Origin of the sequence: Ruegeria sp. R8_1, assembly GCF_017743815.1 — a bacterium.
In the GTDB taxonomy this organism is placed as follows: Bacteria; Pseudomonadota; Alphaproteobacteria; order Rhodobacterales; family Rhodobacteraceae; genus Ruegeria; species Ruegeria lacuscaerulensis_A.
This window is the reverse complement of the sequence record NZ_JAGHRL010000009.1, coordinates 171,943-190,135: the sequence shown is the minus strand read 5'-3', so window position 1 is coordinate 190,135 and position 18,193 is coordinate 171,943. Positions and strand designations below refer to the sequence as shown.

Sequence of the window (18,193 nt, the reverse complement as noted above, 5' to 3'; positions counted from 1 at the left end):
AGGCTGAAGACGCTCCATCTGTTCGTCAGTCAGCCAGAATAGATTGCTCATGAAATACCCCTGAAACTCAGGCGCTTGAATCACGCAGCCAAGTCGACCGCAACCAAATTAATGGGTCCAGAGCCTAACATCACCATACACATGTAATTTGGCCTCAATGCAGTGCGCAAAAATTGTAAAAAATAAGCATTAAAGGCAATGCTCTGTTAAAAAATGTGTCGTAAACTTCTTTGAGGACCAACGTCGGCGACATGATTTGCAACAGATCTCCAGAAACGCATAGCTTTGCAGAACCCACACCACATTGCCTTCGGCATCACAGGTGATCGGAAGCTTAGTGGCGCCGATGAACCAGTGCGAGACGTCCTCGAAAGAATGACGATTGCTGATCCAGCTGTTCATAGGCGGCAACATTGGCAGCTTTGGTATGAGTGCTGGCCAGACTCGCATCCACCTTTCATGCGGTCACGACAATGTGGGTTAACGTTGAGTGCAATGTTTCATCAAGGCCGCTTTACTTGGCGGTCTGCGCGATTGGGCTCAGGCCCAACGTGCCGATAGGGCGGAACAGGATGATGGCCGGCCGGGTGATCGGATACGTGGTCAGCGACACCGCCAGCGCCAGATCCCCGCGGGCCGGCTGCGAGATGACGTTTGAGCTGACGCCGCCCGGGCAAAATGCCAGCAGCATGGTTCCTGCGGCCAGTATGGGGGCAGGTCAAAGGCCATCACGACACCAAAAGCCACGATGGGCAGCATGATGACCTGACTGAACACGCCGATCATCAGCGTTCTGCCGCCACGAAACATTCGGGCAAAATCGACGATTGTCAGAGTCAGGCCCAGTCAAAACATGATAAAGGCCTGCGCAAGCGGCAAGATCATCTGAATTGCTAGTTCCATTTTTCCCTCCCGATGGTGCCTGTTGTTCCGGGCCTCCCCGCCCGTCAGGCTTTGAATTCGACCGCGAATGCGTAATTGCCCAGCCTCCGGGCCAGATCTTCCCGCCCGGTGCCCGCTTGCAGCCGCGCGACGATCCCGCGCTGGCTGTCCGGTGTGACTTCAAGGCTTTCGATTACGGCCCCCACCGCTTCGGCCTCGGCGCGGATGGTGCGCTCGATCTCGAGCATGTTGAGCGTGGGTTTGTGGATTTTCCCGATGGCCGTCAGCGGCAGCTCATCCAGTCGGATGAACGCCTTGGGCAACGCGGCCCGTTCCGGAATATGGTCCTGCGCGTATGCGGCCAGATCCTGCGGGGGCACATCGCGGCCCGTTGTGGATTGGTAATACAGCACGGGCAGTTCGCCGGCCTTTTCGTCGGGGCGGCCGATGGCAGCCGCCAGGACGATATCGGGATGGGCGTGCATCGCCTCTTCGATCATCTTGGGGTCGATGTTGTGACCACCGCGAATGATCAGCTCTTTCTTGCGGCCGGTCATCCAGAAATAGCCATCCGCATCCTGCCGCGCCAGATCACCCGAGTTGAACCAGCGCTCGCCGTCGATATCGAAAAAGATGCCCCGGTTCTGACTGTCGATCATGTAGCCTTCGAACACGTTGCGCCCCGAGATCATGATTACGCCGACCTCGTCCGTATCAGCCCAGCGGTCAAACTCGTCATTGGCGTTCAGCACGGCACAGCGCATCTTTTGATAGGGCAGGCGCAGGCCGATGGACCCGATCCGGGTGCCGCCATCTGGGTCGCGGGGGTTCAGAGACGAGGCAACCGCGCCTTCGGTCATGCCGTACCCTTCGACAATGGGAATGCCGGTGGTGGTGACGAAGCGGTTGAACAGCTCAACGGGCATGGGCGCGGCACCGCAGGCAGCAAATTTGATCGAAGACAGATCGGCCCCGTCAATCGGCACATCCAGCAATGCGGAATAGACCGTGGGAACACCCGAGAAAGTCACGATTTTGTATCGCTCGGCGATCTTCCAGAAATTTGGGATCACGCCTTCGCCGCGATAGCCCTGCGGGGTGGCCAGAACGATATGGCCGCCTTTCAGCAGAACCAGCAGGCCGGTCACCAGAATGGCGTTGGAATGAAACAGCGGCAGGCCACACAGCGCGGCGGACCCCGGTTCGAACGTGTTTGGGTTGAACTGGCTGATGGACCAGACGTCAAACACCTCGGAGGCATGGCTGCGCCGCGCGATCTTGGGCAGGCCGGTGGTGCCGCCGGTACACAGCATGGTCGAAATATCCGACGGTCTGGGCGGATCGAACTCCAGCGCATCGGCCCGCGCGCCCCGGATCATGGTGGAAAACCGCGTCACCGGAAGGGTGCGCCCGCCGACGTTCAGCGATGACTTGCGGGTTTTGCTGACCAGCCGCAACGCCGTGCCCACCGCGCCATCCATCCAGTCAAAGACGGAGCAGGTCACGATCTGGCGCAGGCTGGGCACTGATGCCGCCGCCGCCTGACATTTTTGCCAGATGTCCGTCTTTGGCGTTTTCTCAAGCGTCACCAGGATTTTGGCATCTGCCGCACGCAGCAGGTCGGCGATCTGGTCGGCCTCAAGCAGCGGGTTGATGGCCAGAACCTGCCCCGCTGCCGATCCACCCCAGATGGTGAAGTGGGTCTCGGGCAGGTTGGGCAGCACATAGGCCACCACATCCTCGCGCCCGATCCCCAGCCGTCGCAATGCGTTGGCGGTCTGGGTCACTTTGGCAAACAGCTCACGATGGCTGAGCGTGCGGGGCCGGTCATAGGCATCCCCCGTCACGAAAAAGCTGAGCGCCGGGTAGTCGGGGTTGAGCGACGTTCCCTGCCGCAGCGCCTCGTAGGTTGTGCCCGGGATATCCCGGTCGGCAAGCGGGGTGGCCTCGAACGCTTGGATATCCGTGTGGGCGGTGAATCCGTCTTTGAGGTGGGTCATTACGTTCATCTGGTGTGGTGATCCTGGGAAAAGGCGAAGTGTGGCGGCTCAGTCGATCTTGCGTCTCCGGAACCGCCAGGACTGCATCTTCATCAGGCCCCGGAAATTCGGGTTGCCCCAGGGCGGCCCTACCAATGAGGTGGAGTTGAACTTGCCCTTGCGCACGATGCCCTTGGCTTTGGAAAAGGTTCTGAACCCTTCCTCTCCGTGATAGTGCCCCATGCCCGATGGCCCGATGCCGCCAAAGGGAATGTCATCGACCCCCACATGCGAGACAGTGTCATTGATACAGGCGCCGCCCGAATGGGTGCGGTCCAGAACCTGATCGGCGCGGGCCGTGTCCCAGTCAAAGTAATACAGCGCCAGCGGGCGTGGGCGGGCATTGACATAGGCGATTGCGTCGTCAAGCCGGTCATAGGGGATGACGGGCAGGATCGGGCCAAAGATCTCCTCCTGCATCACCAGCATGTCATCCGAGGCGTTCAGAACCAGCGTCACCGGCATCTTGCGGGTGTCATCAAAGCTCTCGCCTTTGGGGTTGATCTCGATGATCTCGGCCCCTTTGTCGGCGGCGTCCTTCAGATACCCCTCAAGCCGGGTCTTCTGCCGGTCGGATATGATGGCGGTATAGTCCTTGTTGTCGCGCAGCTTTGGGTAGGCTTTGGTCATCGCGTCGGAGAAGGCGCTGGCAAATGCGTTGACCTTGTCGCGCGGGCACAGGGCATAATCGGGCGAGACGCAGATTTGCCCCGCATTGAAACCTTTGCCGAACCCGATCCGTCGCGCGGCCTCGTCCATCGGAAAATCCTGATGGATGATGGCCGGGGATTTGCCCCCCAGCTCCAGCGTGACCGGGGTCAGGTTTTCGGCCGCCGCGCGCATGACGATCTTGCCGACCTTGGTTGATCCGGTGAACACCAGATGATCGAACGGCAATTGCGTAAAGGCGGTGGCGACCTGGGCGTCGCCGGTGATCACGGTGACTTCGGTTGCGTCAAATGTCTCGGCTATTATCTCGCGCAGCAGATCGCCCGAAGCCGGGGCAAATTCAGACGCTTTGATCATCGCCCGGTTGCCCGCCGCCAGCGCCCCGATCAGGGGTGAGACCCCAAGGAAAAACGGAAAGTTCCAGGGCACCACGATGCCAACAACACCGACAGGCTGATAGCGCACCTCGACCCGGCCGGGCCGGATGGTCATGGGCGCATGGCGCTTTTGCGGACGCATCAGCTTGCGCAGCCGTTTGCGGTAATAGGCGATCCCGTCCAGCAAGGGCATGATCTCGGCCAGTTGCGTTTCCGCCGCCGCCCGGTTCGAGAAATCCTTGTTCGCGGCTGCGATGATCCGCGCGCGGTTGTCCAGCAAGGCGTTGTGCAGCTTGTCCAGCCGCTGGATACGCGTGGCGCGGTCCGGCAACGGATCTGCCAGCGCGGCCTGTTTTTGCGCCAGCAGCAGGCTCTCGAGATCCGGGGCTTCGGCGCGAACGGGGGTCAGATGAGGTGCGGACATTTTGCGTATCCTTTCGGTCAAATGGGGGCAGGGCGTCAGGCGGCGTCTGTTATGCCCATGGCGGCATGGATGGCTTTCTTGCGCTCTAGCCAGTCGCCTTCTTCGCCGGGGGCAGGCATGGTCATGGCGCCTTCGACAACCCAGTTGAATTCAACCCCGATCAACTTGACCAGCACCGCTGCGGGGTCCAGCTTGGCAACCTGCGCGACCTGCGCGAGCAGCTTTCGGTTCAGTTGTTCATAGAGATCATCGCCGCGATTTCCGCCAATCCGGACATTGCCGTTCAGGCCCAGAAACGCCCCCCGACGCATGCGGTAACCGGTCATGAAGATGACATTCACAAATTCCGGCGGCGCGCCGGTCAGACCGCAATGCACATCGGTGATGGTCTGTGCGATGTCAAAGCGCATCTGTTCGGGCAAAGGCTTGCGGGTCGCGATGGTATACAGCGGCATGAGTGCGCTCCTTACTGGTTGAAACGGGTGATCAGCACCCCGTTGCGCCGTTTCGAGCGCATCAGCCGAAAGGTCATCCTGGTCAGAAACAGCAGCCGCCCCAGCGGTGACAACCTCTCCAGATTGCCGTTCATCACCTCTTGGAACCGCGCGTTGTCAAACGCCACGAACGAGGTCTGATCCGGGTGCTGCCCGGTGATCGCGCGCCAGGTCCGGTCCAGTTCAAGCAGAAAGGTCTCGCGCTTATCGTTTGAAAATCCGTCGGGCACCGCAACGGAACAGGATGATGACCGTGACCATTTTCGATCCGTGATCGTGTGCTGGGCATCCGCCACGTTCCAGATCACGGTCAGCTTGTCGGGGCCGACATGTTGCCGGTAGAGATCCCGCAACGCCGCCTCAAGCTGTTTGATCTGCTCAAGCGATATTTGACCATCCTGAATGGCGATAAGTGATCTCATGATGTCCTCCCACCCTCAAACGACCAGAGGTCGGGGGGTATGTCGATGTCACGTCCTGCCAGTTTTTTGACATTTTCCGCCAAGCGCAGTAGCAAATGAGGATGATCAAACCTGACCAGACACGATTGCCGGGCAGTATCCGTATCCTGTGTGAGGCCGCGCCCGAGTTCGGCGTTTCCGCCGAAGAATGTCTGGCGGAAACGGGCCTGACCCTGTTCGAACTGTACGATCCCGCGACAAAGGTGACGATCGGGCAGGAATTGACGGCGATCGAGAATTTCCTGCGTCATAAACCCTATGAGCCCGGTATGGGCATCGGAATTGGCCGCCGCATCCGGCCCGAAACGCTGGGGATCTGGGGCTATGCCCTGTTGTCCAGCCCGACCTTCCGCGCCAGCCTGTCAACTGCGATGGACTATGCGCGCCTGTCGTTCATGATCGCACGGATGGACCTTGTCGAGCAGGGCGAAGAGGCGCTGATCACCTTCGACACGTCGCCCTTGCCGCAAGAGCTGCGAAAATTCGTGCTGGAGCGGCACCTGACCGTTCTGTTCAACTTTGCCTCTGTCTTATTGCCTGCAAGTCTTGCGGCGGCGACGACTTTACGCACCATGGAATATGATGAAGGTTTTGCCACCGCATTGAACCGGGAACTTGGGCTGATTGTCGAATCCAGCGACCGGATGAACGCGGTGGTGATTCCCCGGTCGTTGCTGGATTTGCCCCTGCCGCAACATGACCCCGAGAAGCTGGCCGTGTGCCTCAAGCAATGCGAGGCGCTGCAGGGCAGCGGCACGCAGGACACCTGGACGGCACAGGTTCAGGATGCGATTCTGTCGGACATCTCGAACGCGCCAACGATCAAATCGGTGGCCGAAACCCTAAAGACCAGCGACCGGACGCTGGCCCGTCGGCTGGCCGAGGAAGGGTCAAGTTTTCGCACCATACTTGTCCGGGTGCGGCTGGCCATTGCGCATGAGTTGCTGACCACCACCAGCCTGAGCGTATCCAAGGTCGCCTGGCGCGCGGGCTATGCCGAACCGTCAAGTTTCGTGCGCGCGTTCACGAAGGAGTACGGATACACGCCGGGCAAAGCAGGGCGGAATATCTGAGTGAGTGTCAGCTGAACTGTTCCTTCTGGTTGGCAAAGCACAGTGCCAGATAGTCATACACCGCGCGAATACTGGGGTTTTCGTGCAATTCGGGGTGCGCGGTCAGCCAGATCTCCATTTCGATCAGAGGTTCTTTTTCCAGAACGCGCACAAGGTCATGATGGCGCGCGGCGTGAAAGCTGTAGATCGGGCCAATGCCCAAATTGGCCCGGACGGCCCGCATTACCCCCAACACATTGCGCAGGCGCAGCGCCGTATTGCCGTGGCGGGTGACAGCGTCGACTTCGGACGCAAACCTGCGCGACCCTTCGATGGCGATGGTGCGATGATCGGACAAATCGGCAATGGTCTGTGGGGCGCCGAACTTTTCGACATAGGTCACCGACGCATAATAGCCGACTTTCATCACGCCGACTTTCTTGGCGATCAGCTCTTTCTGGGTCGGGCGCACAAGCCGGATGGCCACATCCGAATTCCGGTTGAGAAGGTCGGTTAGACGATTGTCGGTGACCATTTCGATGGAAAGTTCGGGGTAGGCTGAAACAAACTCGGGCAGTTGGTCGATAAGCCACGCATTTGTGACGGCCTCGGTTGCGGAAATCCGCACGGTGCCCCCCAGAATGTCTTCGCCTTCCCAGGCGTTGCTTTCGATTTTCTTAGAGGTCAACTGCATCTGCTGCGCGATGGCCTGCAGGCGCTTGCCGGCCTCGGTCACTTTGAAATGCCGCGGGCCGCGTACCAGAAGCTGCGCGCCCAGCTGTTCTTCCAGCGCCGCGATGCGGCGACTGAGCGTAGGCTGACTGATCCGCAGACCGATTGCGGCCTGTGTCAGACTGCCGACCTCGACAGTTGCCAGAAAATCGCGGACGCCGTTCCAGTCCAGCGGTTCATTCATCGGTGCTCCGATCGCTATTGTGCCCGTTTGAAACTGCAAAAAACCACTGCAAGATGTCAGAGAGTGCAGGTGCGCAACAGCTCAATATGCTATTCATTTTTGAATGAATACTATACTTAAGCAGCAATTTCCTGTCAAAAAAGAATATGCATCATGGTGTAGATGACCCGTCAGCGGGTTGGGCAACTATAGGTGGAAACGGGAGGACCACCCATGGTGTTGCGGATGCAGCGGACACCCGACGCTACGCAGGCCGGGTTGTGGCGGGCGACCAATTCCTTCCAAATGATCGCGCAAGCGAAACGAGCACAGCAAGGAATCATGACAGTATGACACGCCCCATCAGCCTGAAATACAACGGCGAGATTGCCGTCATTCAATCCGACAATCCGCCGGTGAATGCCTTGTCGCATGCGGTTCGGTCCGGGCTGCAGGACGCTTTTTTGCAAGTGATGTCAGAGGGTAAGGCGCGGGCGATTGTTCTGATCTGCGAGGGGCGCAGCTTCTTTGCCGGCGCCGATATCCGGGAATTCGGCGGCCCGATTCTGGAGCCGGTTTTGCCCGATCTGATCAACCAGATCGAATCCTGTCCGATCCCTGTTGTGTCGGCGATTCACGGCACAGCTCTTGGCGGCGGCCTCGAAGTGGCGATGGGCACACATTACCGCGTGGCGGCCGACTCGGGCCAGTTGGGTTTGCCCGAAGTTAGTCTGGGGATTTTACCCGGCGCAGGCGGCACGCAACGCTTGCCGCGTCTGGTGCCGATGGATGAGGCGGCTGGCATGATTACCGGTGGTCGGCCGATCAAGGCGCAAAAAGCGATTGAGATCGGGTTGGTCGACAAGGTGGTGCCCCTGGCCGATTTGCGGGCTGAGGCGCTGGCTTTTGCGCAGGCTTTGATCCGCGACGGGAAAGGCCCCCGACCCACCAGCGCAAATGACTGTGATCAGATGAATGAGAACCGGTTTGCGGTCCTGTCCGACAAGGTGCGCAAGTCGGCGCGCGGAGCGGTAGCGCCGCAGAAGTGCCTTGAGGCGCTTGAGGCCGCCATGTTGTTGCCCTTCGATGAAGGTCTGGCGAAAGAACGGGCGCTGTTTCTGGATCTTGTGCAAAGCGATCAGCGCGCGGCCTTGACCCATGCCTTCTTTGCCGAACGGCAGGTAGGCAAGCTGCCGGAAATCAAAGGGGTCAGCCCCCGCGACATTGCCACTGTCGGGGTTGTTGGTGGCGGCACGATGGGGGCGGGCATCACTGTATGCTCTCTTTTGTCCGGCCTTGACGTGACACTGATCGAACGCGACGCCGAGTCCGTCGATCGGGCAACCTCGACCGTCTCCAAGCTGCTGATGGGGGCCGTGAAGCGCGGAAAGCTCAGCCAGCAGGCCTGTGACGCGATCCTGTCCGACAGTTTCCGGGCTTCGATCGAGTATACGGATCTGGCGCAGGTTGATCTGGTGATCGAGGCCGTGTTTGAAAGCATGGAGGTCAAGAAAGAGATTTTTGGCACGCTGGATCAGGTCTGCCGTCCGGGCGCGATTTTGGCATCGAACACCTCATATCTGGATCTGAACGCGATTGCGCAGATGACAGGCCGGCCTGCTGATGTGATCGGGTTACATTTCTTCTCACCCGCCCATGTGATGCGATTGCTCGAAGTTGTGGTGGGGGATGCCACCGCCCCGGATGTGACGGCGACGGGCTATGCGCTGGCCAAAAAGCTGGGCAAGATCGCGGTGCGCGCGGGGGTCTGTGACGGGTTCATCGGCAACCGCATCCTGTCGCAGTATCAAAAAGCGAACAACGCCACGGTTCTGGCCGGGGCCAGCCCGTTTGACGTCGACACCGCGCTGACCGGGTTTGGTCTTGCGATGGGGCCTTTTGCCGTGGGCGATCTGGCGGGGCTGGATATCGGCTGGGCTAACCGCAAACGCCTGGCCCCCACGCGCGACCCCAATGAGGTCTATCCTGAATTCGCCGACCGCCTGTGCGAGATGGGTCGCTTTGGCCGCAAGACGGGCCGGGGGTTTTACATCTATGACGACGCCGCGCCCAATGGTCGACCCGACCCCGAGGTCGAAGAGATCATCGCCAAAGAACGTGCGGAAAAGGGCATTGCTCCGCGTGCGATCGACGCGTCAGAGATCGTGGATCGTTACATGGCCGCGATGGTGAATGAGGCCGCGCGCATTGTCGAAGAAGGCATCGCGCTGCGGCCGCTTGACGTGGATGTGACCTTGCTGAACGGCTACGGCTTTCCGCGCTGGCGCGGTGGGCCGATGCAATATGCCGACACGGTTGGGATTTCCAAAATCCTGTCTGATATTAAGCGCTTTGCCGAAGAAGATCCGCATTTCTGGCAGGCGGCCCCATTGCTGGAACGTCTGGCGCAAGAGGGTCGTTCCTTTGCCAGCCTGAACACTCAAGGAGAGTAACCGATGAAACAAGCTGTCATCGTATCCACCGCCCGCACCGGGCTTGCCAAGTCTTATCGCGGGGCGTTCAACGAAACCCACGGCGCGACCATGGGCGGTCATGTCATCGAACATGCGGTCAAACGCGCCGGTATCGACGGGGCCATGGTTGAAGACGTATTCATGGGCTGCGGCTATCCCGAAGGCTGGACCGGGGCCAATATCGGGCGCCAGTCTGTGCTGCGCGCAGGGTTGCCGGTGACAACTTCGGCCAGCACGGTGAACCGGTTCTGTTCCTCGGGCCTGCAAACGGTGGCCATGGCCGCCCATGCCATCGTGATGGAGGGTGCCCCGGCGGCGATTGGTGCCGGTGTCGAAAGCATCAGCCAGATGCCTCCGACCCGCCCTCCGCAATCGCGTGAGGCGTGGTTGGAAGCGCATAAGCCCGACGTCTACATGGCGATGATCGAAACGGCGGATGTGGTCGCCAAACGCTATGGTATCAGCCGCGAGGCGCAGGACGAACTGGCGCTGGAAAGTCAGAAACGCACGGCTGCGGCGCAGGCCGCCGGCAAGCTGGATGACGAGATCGCTCCGATCACCGTCACGCAGGCGTTCAAGGACAAGGAAACCGGCGAGGTGACCCGCAAAGAGGTGACCTTTGCGATGGATGACTGCAACCGCCCCAACACCACGCTTGAGGGCCTGTCCAGCCTGGCCCCGGTGCGCGGCGACGGGCAGTTTGTCACCGCAGGCAATGCAAGCCAGCTGTCGGATGGGGCGGCGGCGCTGGTCCTGATGGACAGTGATGTTGCAGCCCGCGAAGGGGTGGAGCCTCTGGGCGCGTTCAAGGGCTTTGTCGTCGCGGGCTGTGAACCCGACGAGATGGGGATTGGCCCGGTCTTTGCGGTGCCGCGCCTGCTGGAGCGTCATGGGCTCAAAGTCTCGGATATCGACCTGTGGGAGCTGAACGAAGCCTTCGCCAGCCAGGCACTGTATTGCCGGGACCGGCTGGAGATTGATCCGGCGATCTGCAACGTCAACGGCGGTTCGATCTCGATCGGGCACCCCTTTGGCATGACCGGGGCGCGCATGACGGGCCATCTGTTGATCGAGGGCAAGCGCCGTGGCGCAAAGCTGGGCGTTGTGACCATGTGCATCGGCGGCGGCATGGGTGCCGCGGGCCTGTTCGAGATCTTTTAACAAAGGCGCTGCAATGGATCTGACTTACAGCACCGAAGACGAAGCTTTTCGCGCCGAAATCCGCGCCTGGCTGCAAGACACCCTGCCCAAAGACCTGTCTGAAAAGGTGCGTCTGGGCAAACGTCTGGGCAAAGCTGACATTGAACTGTGGCACAGCTTGCTGAACGCAAGGGGGTGGCTGGCGCCGAACTGGCCGCGGGCCTATGGCGGATGCGAATGGAACGCCGTGCAGCGGCATATCTTTGAAGAAGAATGCTGTCTGGCCCATGCGCCGCGCAACCTGCCCTTTGGCCTGAGTATGCTGGCCCCGGTGCTGCTGGCCTTTGGGTCCGAGGCGCAGCGTCAGCGTTTCTTGCCGCGTATTCTGGATGGTCAGGACTGGTGGTGTCAGGGCTATTCCGAACCGGGTGCGGGGTCGGATCTGGCGGCGGTCAAGACACGGGCTGTGCGGGAAGACGATCATTATGTGGTCAACGGGCAAAAGACCTGGACCACGTTGGGCCAGCATGCCAACTGGATTTTCTGTCTGGTGCGCACCGACCCTGATGCCAAAAAACAAGAAGGGATTTCCTTTCTTCTGATCGACATGAACACGCCGGGCGTCACCGTCCGCCCGATTGTTCTGATCGACGGCGAGGCCGAGGTGAATGAGGTGTTCTTCGACGACGTCCGCGTGCCCGTCGAAAACCTTGTAGGCGAGGAAAACAAGGGCTGGACCTATGCCAAATACCTGCTGACCCATGAACGCACCAATATCGCAGGCGTCGGGTTTTCGAATGCGGCGCTGGCGACGTTGAAAAAAGTGGCCGGTCAGGTGCAGTCAGGCGGGCGGCCGCTGGCCGAGACGCCGTTGTTCGCGGCGCGTATGGCGCAAGTTGAAATCGACCTGATGGCCATGGCCATGACCAATCTGCGGATGGTGTCCGCGGCGGCCAGCGGCAAGGCACCGGGGGCCGAAAGCTCGATGCTCAAGATCAAGGGGACGGTGATCCGGCAGGAGCTGACCTCACTGCTGCGCCGCGCCATCGGACCAGACGCGCAGCCATTTCAGAGCGATTTCCTGAACGGCGGCCACAATGCCGAAGAGCTTGGCCCGGAACATGCCGCCGGGGCGGGGCCGAACTATCTGAACATGCGCAAATTGTCGATCTTTGGTGGCTCGAACGAGGTGCAGCGCACGATCATCACCAAGTCGATCCTGGAACTGTAACGGAGCCCGTCAGATGGATTTCAATCATTCCGAAGAACGGGTTATGCTGCGCGACACGCTGCAGCGGTTTCTGGGGGACAGCTATACGCACGACCATCGTCGCGCGGTGATTGCCTCGGGGCGGGCCTATGATGAAACGGTTTTCAGCGCGCTGGCCGAACTGGGCGTTCTGGGGGCCTTGTTCACCGAAGAGCAAGGCGGCTTTGGCGGCCACGGGTTTGACCTGTCCGTGGTGTTCGAGGAACTGGGCCGCGCTGGCGTGATCGAGCCGCTGCTGCCCGCCCTTCTGTCCGGCAGTATACTGGCCGGGCTGGGCTGTGGCGACCTGGTGGCTGAGATCATCACGGGCGAGCAGATCATCGCTCTGGCTCATGGTGAGACGGATGCGCGCTATGACCTGAACCATGTTGCGACCACCGCGCAGGCGCAGGGCGACGAACGGGTGCTGACCGGAACCAAGACCAATGTGCTGTTTGGTGCGCAGGCCGGACATCTGATCGTCAGCGCCCGCGAAAGCGGCGATGTCTGGGACGAGACGGGGATATCCCTGTTTCTGGTCCCGATTGACGCTGAGGGTCTGACAGTGGTCGATCACCCCAATCTGGACGGCACCTCGGGCGCGACCGTGACGCTGCAGCAGGTGCGTCTGGACCCCGCCGCGCGTCTGGGGCAGGCTGGAGCTGGTTTTGAGGCGATCGAGGCTGCGGTGGCCCGCGCCCTGACCGCGCTGAGCGCCGAGGCGCTTGGTGCGATGGAGGCCGCCCGCGATCTGACGGTCACCTATCTGAAAGAGCGCAAGCAATTCGGCGTTCCGATTAGCAAGTTTCAGGCCCTCCAGCACCGGATGGCCGATATGCTGATCGAGATCGAACAGGTCCGCTCGGGCGTCATTCTGGCCGCCGGTCATCTGGACGGCCCCCGCACCGAGCGGGAACGCCACGTCAGCGCCGCCAAGAACCTGACGGGACGGGTGGCAGCCCTGGTCGCGGAGGAGTGCATTCAGATGCATGGCGGGATCGGAATGACCGATGAATATGCTCTGTCCCACTATGCGCGTCGGCTGACCATGATCGACCATCAGTTCGGTGACGTGGATCATCACCTGATGCGGTTCATTGCGTTCGGGGCGGGCTAGTCATGGCAGATACCGAACTGAAACGCTGGCCGCTGAAACTGGCGCAAACGCTGGGCTATTCTGTGGGGTTCAACCGCGAAACCCAACAGGCCTTTTGTGTGTTGGAGATGGGCGATCTGCACCGGAACCCACGCGGGACCATTCATGGGGGCATAACGGCAACGATGCTGGACACGGCCGGCGGATTAACGGCCAGCCTGTCCGAAGACCCAGACTCGGTGATGCCTGCTTTGACCATGACGCTGACGATCAACTACGTGTCCGCAGTGGCCTCGGGGCGGTTGCGCGCTGTGGGGCGGGTGACGGGTGGCGGCCGTAAGACCAAGTTCGTCGATTGCGAATTGCGCGACGATGCGGACGCGCTGATCGCGACTTCGACCGGTGTGTTCAAACTGTTGCCCGACCAGCGGGCCGGAGGAGGCAAATGACTGATACTGTCAAAACCGAGCGGCGGGGCCATGCGCTAATCATCTGGAACTGTAACGCCGCTATGCGCAACGCGCTGACGCCTGCCTATTATAGCGGGGTGATTGCTGGGGTGCAGCAGGCCGCTGCTGATGATGGCGTCGCGGCAATCGTTCTGGCCGGTGAGGGTGATTTCTTTTGCGCCGGAGGTGACCTGAACGCGCTGCAGGAACGTCGCGCCCTGACCTATGAACAACGGCAGGACAAGATCGACAAGCTGGGCGATGTTATCCGCAGCCTGCGCACCAGTCCAAAGCCCGTTGTCGCCGCAGTTGAAGGCGGCGCGGCGGGCGCGGGTGTATCCATCGCAATGGCCTGTGACATGATCGTGGCGGCCGAACAGGCGAAGTTCACGCTGGCCTATATCCGCGCCGGGCTGGTGCCCGACGGGGCAGTCACCTATGCGCTCAGCCGGGCTTTGCCACGTGCCACGCTGGCGCGTATGGCGATGATGGCCGAACCGCTTGGGGCCAGCCGTCTTCTGGATCTGGGCGTGATAACCGAAACCACCCCCGCGGGCGAAGCGCTGGCGCGCGCCTGCGCGCTGGCCGATCGGTTGTATCAGTTTCCCCCGCAGGCTCTGGCCGAGATCAAGCTGTTGATGAATGCTGCCGAATCCTCGGATTTCGAAAGCCACCTGACACGCGAGCGGGACGCCATGGCGCAGGCACTAGGCGGGGATGAGGCCCTGACCGGTATCACCGCGTTTCTGAACAAAAAAGCCCCGATTTTCCGCGAAGGAGATTGAAATTGGCCCAGACTGCCCCCCGACCAAAAATGTTTGATACCCCAGTGACCCGCACATATGGCACCAGACTGCCCGTGGTCGCCGGTGGCCTGCAATGGTTGGCCAATGCCGATTATGTCTCGGCGGCGGGCAAGGCGGGGATCCTTTCGTTCATCACAGCCGCCTCGTTCCCCGAGACCGGCGATCTGCGCGCGGAGATCCGCCGCTGCCGCGACATGTGCGAAGGCGCGCCGTTTGGGGTCAACGTGTCGATGATCCCAAAGCTGGTGCCGGGTGAAAAGACCGAAGACATCTTTCGCCTGATAGCCGACGAAGGCGTGCGGTTTGTCGAAACATCCGGGCGCAGCCCCGAGGCATTCATGCCGATCCTCAAGGATGCGGGGATTGTCACCCTGCATAAGGTGCCGTCGCTGCGCTATGCGGTGAAGGCGGAACAGGTGGGCGTCGACATGGTCTCGATCGTGGGGGCGGAATGCGGCGGGCATCCGGGTCTGGATATGGTCGGCAGCATGGTTAATGCCGGTCTGGCGGGCGAACGCCTGACGATCCCGTGGCTGGTCGGCGGTGGGTTCGGCCACGGCAAACAGGTGACGGCAGCGCTGGCGATGGGCGCCTCGGGTGTGGTCATGGGCACGCGCTTTCTGGTGGCCGAAGAGTTGCAGGCCCATCCCGGTTACAAGCAGGCGCTGATCGACGCGTCCGAACTGGATACGGCCCTGACCATGCAATCGGTGCGCAACACCGTGCGCAGTCTGCGAAACGAAACCACCGCCATCGTGTCGCAGCTGGAGCGCGACAATCCCGATATCGGGATCGGCGGATTGATGGAACATGTCGCGGGCAAGATCGGTCGTCAGGCCTATGAGACGGGGGACGTGTCGCGCGGGATTCTGTCGGCGGGCCATGCGTTGGGATTTGTCGATCGGGTCGAGCCCTTTGCAGCCATCGTTGACCGGCTTGAGGCCGAAGCCCTTGGTGCGTTGTCGCATCTGGGTGCGGTTGCCTGAGCCCGCGGATCCAGCATTCACAGGTGAATAGTAAGAATATGAATTTGGGCGTTACTACCTGATTTTGAATTTAACTATAGTCAAGTTCAAGACAGGACTGACGAAGGGAGGAAGGCGATGCCTTCAGCGGAAAATCAAAAACCGGTCGCCTTGGCAATCGGGGCGGGGGACGGGATCGGGGCGGCGTTTGCGCGCCGGTTTGCCCGGGCCGGATATCGCGTGGCCATCGCGCGACGGGACGCAGAGAAATCCGCCGCTCTGGTGGCCGAGCTGGCCGCCGAAGGGCATGAGCTGCACGCTTTTTCGCTGGATGCACGCGACGAAGATCAGGTTGTGGGTTTCTTCGACAAGGTCGAGGCCGAGATGGGCCCGATTGAGGTGGCGCTTTACAATGCCGGATCGAATTCGCCCTTTCCGTTTCTGGAAACCAAATCCACCATGTTTCGGAAAATCTGGGAACTGGCCTGTTTCGGCGGTTTCCTGACCATGCGCGAGGCAGCTTCTCGCATGGTGCCGCGCGGCAAGGGAACGATCCTGGTCACCGGGGCCTCGGCCAGTATGCGCGGCAAGGCGGGGTTCGGCGCGTTTGCCAGCGCCAAACACGGGCTGCGCGCTCTGGCGCAGAGTCTTGCGCGCGAGATTGGCCCCAAAGGGGTTCACGTGGCTCATATCGTGATCGACGCAGGTGTCGACATGCCCGCCATCCATGAACGCCGCCGCAAGAAATTTGGCGACGATCACGTGGATGCAGACAACATTCTGGTCAAACCCGACAGCATTGCCGAGACCTTTTTTGCCGTTCACAGCCAGACCCCTGATGCCTGGACGCATGAGCTGGACCTGCGCCCCTACGGAGAGAACTGGTAGGGCCCGATGTCAGATCAAACCGTGACGCCGATCCTGTGGGGCGTGGGCACCGTCCGCACCCTGCGCGCCCATTGGGTTCTGCACGAACTTGGGGTCAGCTATGACTGTCAGCCGATCCGCCCGCGCACAGCGGCGATGGAGCGGCCCGATTTCCAGGCGGTTAATCCCGATTGCAAGGTTCCGGCCCTGCAGCACGGTGATCTGACGCTGGTCGAAAGCACGGCGATCATGCTGTATCTGGCCGAGACATATGCCAGCCGTTCTCCTGACCTGATCCCGCAGAGCGGTGCGGCGCGGGCCCGGTTTTTCGAGTGGATGTCCTTCATCTCGACCGAGCTGGACGCCGCATCGCTTTATACGATCCGCCGGCATCAGGATCTGCACGAGATCTACGGTCAGGCCCCGGTCGCGGTGGATGTGGCGCGCGCCTACTTCCTGCGGATGGCGCAGAAAGCCGCGCGGCAGGTCGGGACCGGCGCGCCCTATTTGTTGGGTGAGACATTCACTCTGGCCGATATCCTGCTTGTCACCTGTCTGCGGTTTGCCGACCGCATGGGGGTCGAGCGCCCGGCCGAATTCGACGACTATTTCCAAAGACTGACAGGCAGACCCGCCTTTCAGGCAGCCATGAAAGCGAACCACACATGACCGATGAGATGCAGAAGACCGGCCCCTTTGCCGGTATCAAGATTGTCGACGTGACCTCTGTGATCTCGGGGCCGTGTTCAACCGGTATCCTTGGCGATCAGGGGGCGGATGTGATCAAGGTGGAACCCCCCACAGGCGATATCATGCGCGCCCGGGGCAAAGTGGCGGGGTTCACCCCGGCCTTTGTATCGTGCAATCGGGGCAAGCGGTCGGTTGCGCTGGACCTCAAGGGCGACACCGCGCGTGAGGTGCTGTGGAGGCTGATCGAAGAGGCGGACGTGTTCGCTCAGAACTTCCGCCCCGGCGTGGCCGAGCGGCTGGGATTCAGCGCCGAAGAAGCGCTGCGGCGCAATCCCCGCCTGATCTATTTGTCGATCAGCGGCGTCGGCAGCAGCGGGCCATACTCCAAAAAGCGGGTCTATGATCCGGTGGTGCAGGCCCTGTCGGGGCTGGCCGACATGCAATCTGATCCTTTGACCGGTCGGCCCAAGATGATCCGCTCGGTTGTGGTGGACAAGATCACCGCCGTCTATGCCGCACAGGCCGTTTCGGCGGCGCTTTACAGCCGGTCGGTGACGGGGCAGGGGCAGCATGTGGAAGTCTCGATGCTGGATGCGATGCTGAATTTCAACTGGGTCGACGGCATGGCGCCCGTGGCCGTTGTCGGCAAGGAGGAGGATGCGTCCAACACCCCCCATGACATGATCTTTCCCACCTCGGACGGCTTTGTCACGGTCGGAGCAATTTCGGACAAGGAATGGGTGGGTCTGTGCAAGGCGATGGACCGCCCTGACCTGATCAAAGACCCGCGATTTGCCACCCCCAGCCAGCGCGAGATCAACCGTCAGGAACGGCTGGAACTTATCGAAGAGGTCGTCTCGATCCGTGCGACGGCCGAGCTGCTTGCCTCGCTTGAAGCGCATGATGTGCCCTGCGCGCCCGTGCTGCGCCGACATCAGCTGTTCGACGATCCGCAGGTCTTGCACAACGAGGTGGTCGAAGTGGTCGATCAGCAAGGTCTTGGCCCTGTCCGTCAAGCGCGTGGTGCGGCAAAGTTCTCCAACCATGCGCCGCGTCCGATCACGCAGGCTCCGGCCCTGGGCGAACATACCGACGCGGTCCTGCAAGAGTTGGGTTTTAGCATGGCGGAACGTGCAAAGGCTGAATAACCTGCGCGGAACACCG

The 18,193-nt window shown here is 61.0% G+C and carries 17 protein-coding genes; 11 read left to right on the top strand and 6 right to left on the bottom strand.

The window, feature by feature from the left end:
- Positions 1-514 precede the first annotated feature (514 nt).
- The 5 genes from J7380_RS18720 to J7380_RS18700 form a co-directional block, all read right to left on the bottom strand.
- Entirely contained in the window at positions 515-706 is a 192-nt protein-coding gene (locus J7380_RS18720) for a hypothetical protein (RefSeq protein ID WP_280635802.1), read from the bottom strand.
- Positions 707-947: 241 nt separating this feature from the next.
- Complete coding sequence (locus J7380_RS18715; protein ID WP_209197819.1) at positions 948-2,882, bottom strand: acyl-CoA synthetase; 1,935 nt, start codon at positions 2,880-2,882, stop codon at positions 948-950.
- 48 nt (positions 2,883-2,930) lie between these two features.
- Positions 2,931-4,391, bottom strand: coding sequence for a coniferyl aldehyde dehydrogenase (locus J7380_RS18710; protein WP_209197811.1), 1,461 nt, complete (start codon positions 4,389-4,391; stop codon positions 2,931-2,933).
- 35 nt (positions 4,392-4,426) lie between these two features.
- Positions 4,427-4,846, bottom strand: a complete 420-nt coding sequence (locus tag J7380_RS18705) for a hypothetical protein (protein WP_209197808.1) — start codon at positions 4,844-4,846, stop codon at positions 4,427-4,429.
- Positions 4,847-4,857: 11 nt separating this feature from the next.
- Complete coding sequence (locus J7380_RS18700) at positions 4,858-5,307, bottom strand: hypothetical protein (RefSeq protein ID WP_209197806.1); 450 nt, start codon at positions 5,305-5,307, stop codon at positions 4,858-4,860.
- Positions 5,308-5,408: 101 nt separating this feature from the next.
- On the opposite strand from J7380_RS18700, the gene J7380_RS18695 reads away from it, so the two are divergent.
- Positions 5,409-6,419 carry an AraC family transcriptional regulator gene (locus J7380_RS18695; protein WP_209197804.1) on the top strand — a complete coding sequence of 337 codons (1,011 nt, stop codon included), beginning with the start codon at positions 5,409-5,411 and terminating at the stop codon, positions 6,417-6,419.
- Positions 6,420-6,426: 7 nt separating this feature from the next.
- Here the strand turns inward: J7380_RS18695 and J7380_RS18690 are convergent, their stop codons facing one another.
- Positions 6,427-7,314, bottom strand: a complete 888-nt coding sequence (locus J7380_RS18690; protein ID WP_209197795.1) for a LysR family transcriptional regulator — start codon at positions 7,312-7,314, stop codon at positions 6,427-6,429.
- A 329-nt stretch (positions 7,315-7,643) separates the two neighbouring features.
- On the opposite strand from J7380_RS18690, the gene J7380_RS18685 reads away from it, so the two are divergent.
- The 10 genes from J7380_RS18685 (at position 7,644) to J7380_RS18640 (ending at position 18,177) form a co-directional block, all read left to right on the top strand.
- Complete coding sequence (locus J7380_RS18685) at positions 7,644-9,746, top strand: FAD-dependent oxidoreductase (RefSeq protein ID WP_209197793.1); 2,103 nt, start codon at positions 7,644-7,646, stop codon at positions 9,744-9,746.
- Positions 9,747-9,749: 3 nt separating this feature from the next.
- A complete protein-coding gene (locus J7380_RS18680) occupies positions 9,750-10,928 on the top strand; it encodes an acetyl-CoA C-acyltransferase (RefSeq protein WP_209197790.1) in 1,179 nt (392 codons plus the stop codon).
- 13 nt (positions 10,929-10,941) lie between these two features.
- A complete protein-coding gene (locus tag J7380_RS18675) occupies positions 10,942-12,138 on the top strand; it encodes an acyl-CoA dehydrogenase family protein (protein WP_209197788.1) in 1,197 nt (398 codons plus the stop codon).
- A gap of 13 nt (positions 12,139-12,151) precedes the next feature.
- Positions 12,152-13,273, top strand: coding sequence for an acyl-CoA dehydrogenase family protein (locus J7380_RS18670; RefSeq protein ID WP_209197786.1), 1,122 nt, complete (start codon positions 12,152-12,154; stop codon positions 13,271-13,273).
- Positions 13,274-13,275: 2 nt separating this feature from the next.
- Positions 13,276-13,701: a PaaI family thioesterase gene (locus J7380_RS18665; RefSeq protein WP_209197784.1), complete on the top strand. Its 426-nt coding sequence runs from the start codon at positions 13,276-13,278 to the stop codon at positions 13,699-13,701.
- Positions 13,698-14,486, top strand: coding sequence for an enoyl-CoA hydratase family protein (locus J7380_RS18660; protein ID WP_209197782.1), 789 nt, complete (start codon positions 13,698-13,700; stop codon positions 14,484-14,486). The genes J7380_RS18665 and J7380_RS18660 overlap by 4 nt, the downstream gene beginning before the upstream one ends.
- A gap of 44 nt (positions 14,487-14,530) precedes the next feature.
- A complete protein-coding gene (locus tag J7380_RS18655; RefSeq protein WP_348539125.1) occupies positions 14,531-15,493 on the top strand; it encodes a nitronate monooxygenase in 963 nt (320 codons plus the stop codon).
- 117 nt (positions 15,494-15,610) lie between these two features.
- Positions 15,611-16,360 (top strand): SDR family NAD(P)-dependent oxidoreductase, encoded by a 750-nt coding sequence (locus J7380_RS18650; RefSeq protein WP_209197771.1) that lies wholly within the window; start codon positions 15,611-15,613, stop codon positions 16,358-16,360.
- A 6-nt stretch (positions 16,361-16,366) separates the two neighbouring features.
- Positions 16,367-17,008, top strand: a complete 642-nt coding sequence (locus tag J7380_RS18645) for a glutathione S-transferase family protein (protein ID WP_209197769.1) — start codon at positions 16,367-16,369, stop codon at positions 17,006-17,008.
- Positions 17,005-18,177 (top strand): CoA transferase, encoded by a 1,173-nt coding sequence (locus tag J7380_RS18640; protein WP_209197767.1) that lies wholly within the window; start codon positions 17,005-17,007, stop codon positions 18,175-18,177. The genes J7380_RS18645 and J7380_RS18640 overlap by 4 nt, the downstream gene beginning before the upstream one ends.
- The last annotated feature ends 16 nt before the right edge of the window (positions 18,178-18,193 follow it).

Excerpts from the sequence above, each read along its gene's own strand:
- J7380_RS18715 (WP_209197819.1), bottom strand. The coding sequence starts at position 2,882 with ATGACCCACCTCAAAGACGGATTCACCGCCCACACGGATATCCAAGCG.
- J7380_RS18710 (WP_209197811.1), bottom strand. The coding sequence starts at position 4,391 with ATGTCCGCACCTCATCTGACCCCCGTTCGCGCCGAAGCCCCGGATCTC.
- J7380_RS18705 (WP_209197808.1), bottom strand. The coding sequence starts at position 4,846 with ATGCCGCTGTATACCATCGCGACCCGCAAGCCTTTGCCCGAACAGATG.
- J7380_RS18700 (WP_209197806.1), bottom strand. The coding sequence starts at position 5,307 with ATGAGATCACTTATCGCCATTCAGGATGGTCAAATATCGCTTGAGCAG.
- J7380_RS18695 (WP_209197804.1), top strand. The coding sequence starts at position 5,409 with ATGATCAAACCTGACCAGACACGATTGCCGGGCAGTATCCGTATCCTG.
- J7380_RS18690 (WP_209197795.1), bottom strand. The coding sequence starts at position 7,314 with ATGAATGAACCGCTGGACTGGAACGGCGTCCGCGATTTTCTGGCAACT.
- J7380_RS18685 (WP_209197793.1), top strand. The coding sequence starts at position 7,644 with ATGACACGCCCCATCAGCCTGAAATACAACGGCGAGATTGCCGTCATT.
- J7380_RS18680 (WP_209197790.1), top strand. The coding sequence starts at position 9,750 with ATGAAACAAGCTGTCATCGTATCCACCGCCCGCACCGGGCTTGCCAAG.
- J7380_RS18675 (WP_209197788.1), top strand. The coding sequence starts at position 10,942 with ATGGATCTGACTTACAGCACCGAAGACGAAGCTTTTCGCGCCGAAATC.
- J7380_RS18670 (WP_209197786.1), top strand. The coding sequence starts at position 12,152 with ATGGATTTCAATCATTCCGAAGAACGGGTTATGCTGCGCGACACGCTG.
- J7380_RS18665 (WP_209197784.1), top strand. The coding sequence starts at position 13,276 with ATGGCAGATACCGAACTGAAACGCTGGCCGCTGAAACTGGCGCAAACG.
- J7380_RS18660 (WP_209197782.1), top strand. The coding sequence starts at position 13,698 with ATGACTGATACTGTCAAAACCGAGCGGCGGGGCCATGCGCTAATCATC.
- J7380_RS18650 (WP_209197771.1), top strand. The coding sequence starts at position 15,611 with ATGCCTTCAGCGGAAAATCAAAAACCGGTCGCCTTGGCAATCGGGGCG.
- J7380_RS18645 (WP_209197769.1), top strand. The coding sequence starts at position 16,367 with ATGTCAGATCAAACCGTGACGCCGATCCTGTGGGGCGTGGGCACCGTC.
- J7380_RS18640 (WP_209197767.1), top strand. The coding sequence starts at position 17,005 with ATGACCGATGAGATGCAGAAGACCGGCCCCTTTGCCGGTATCAAGATT.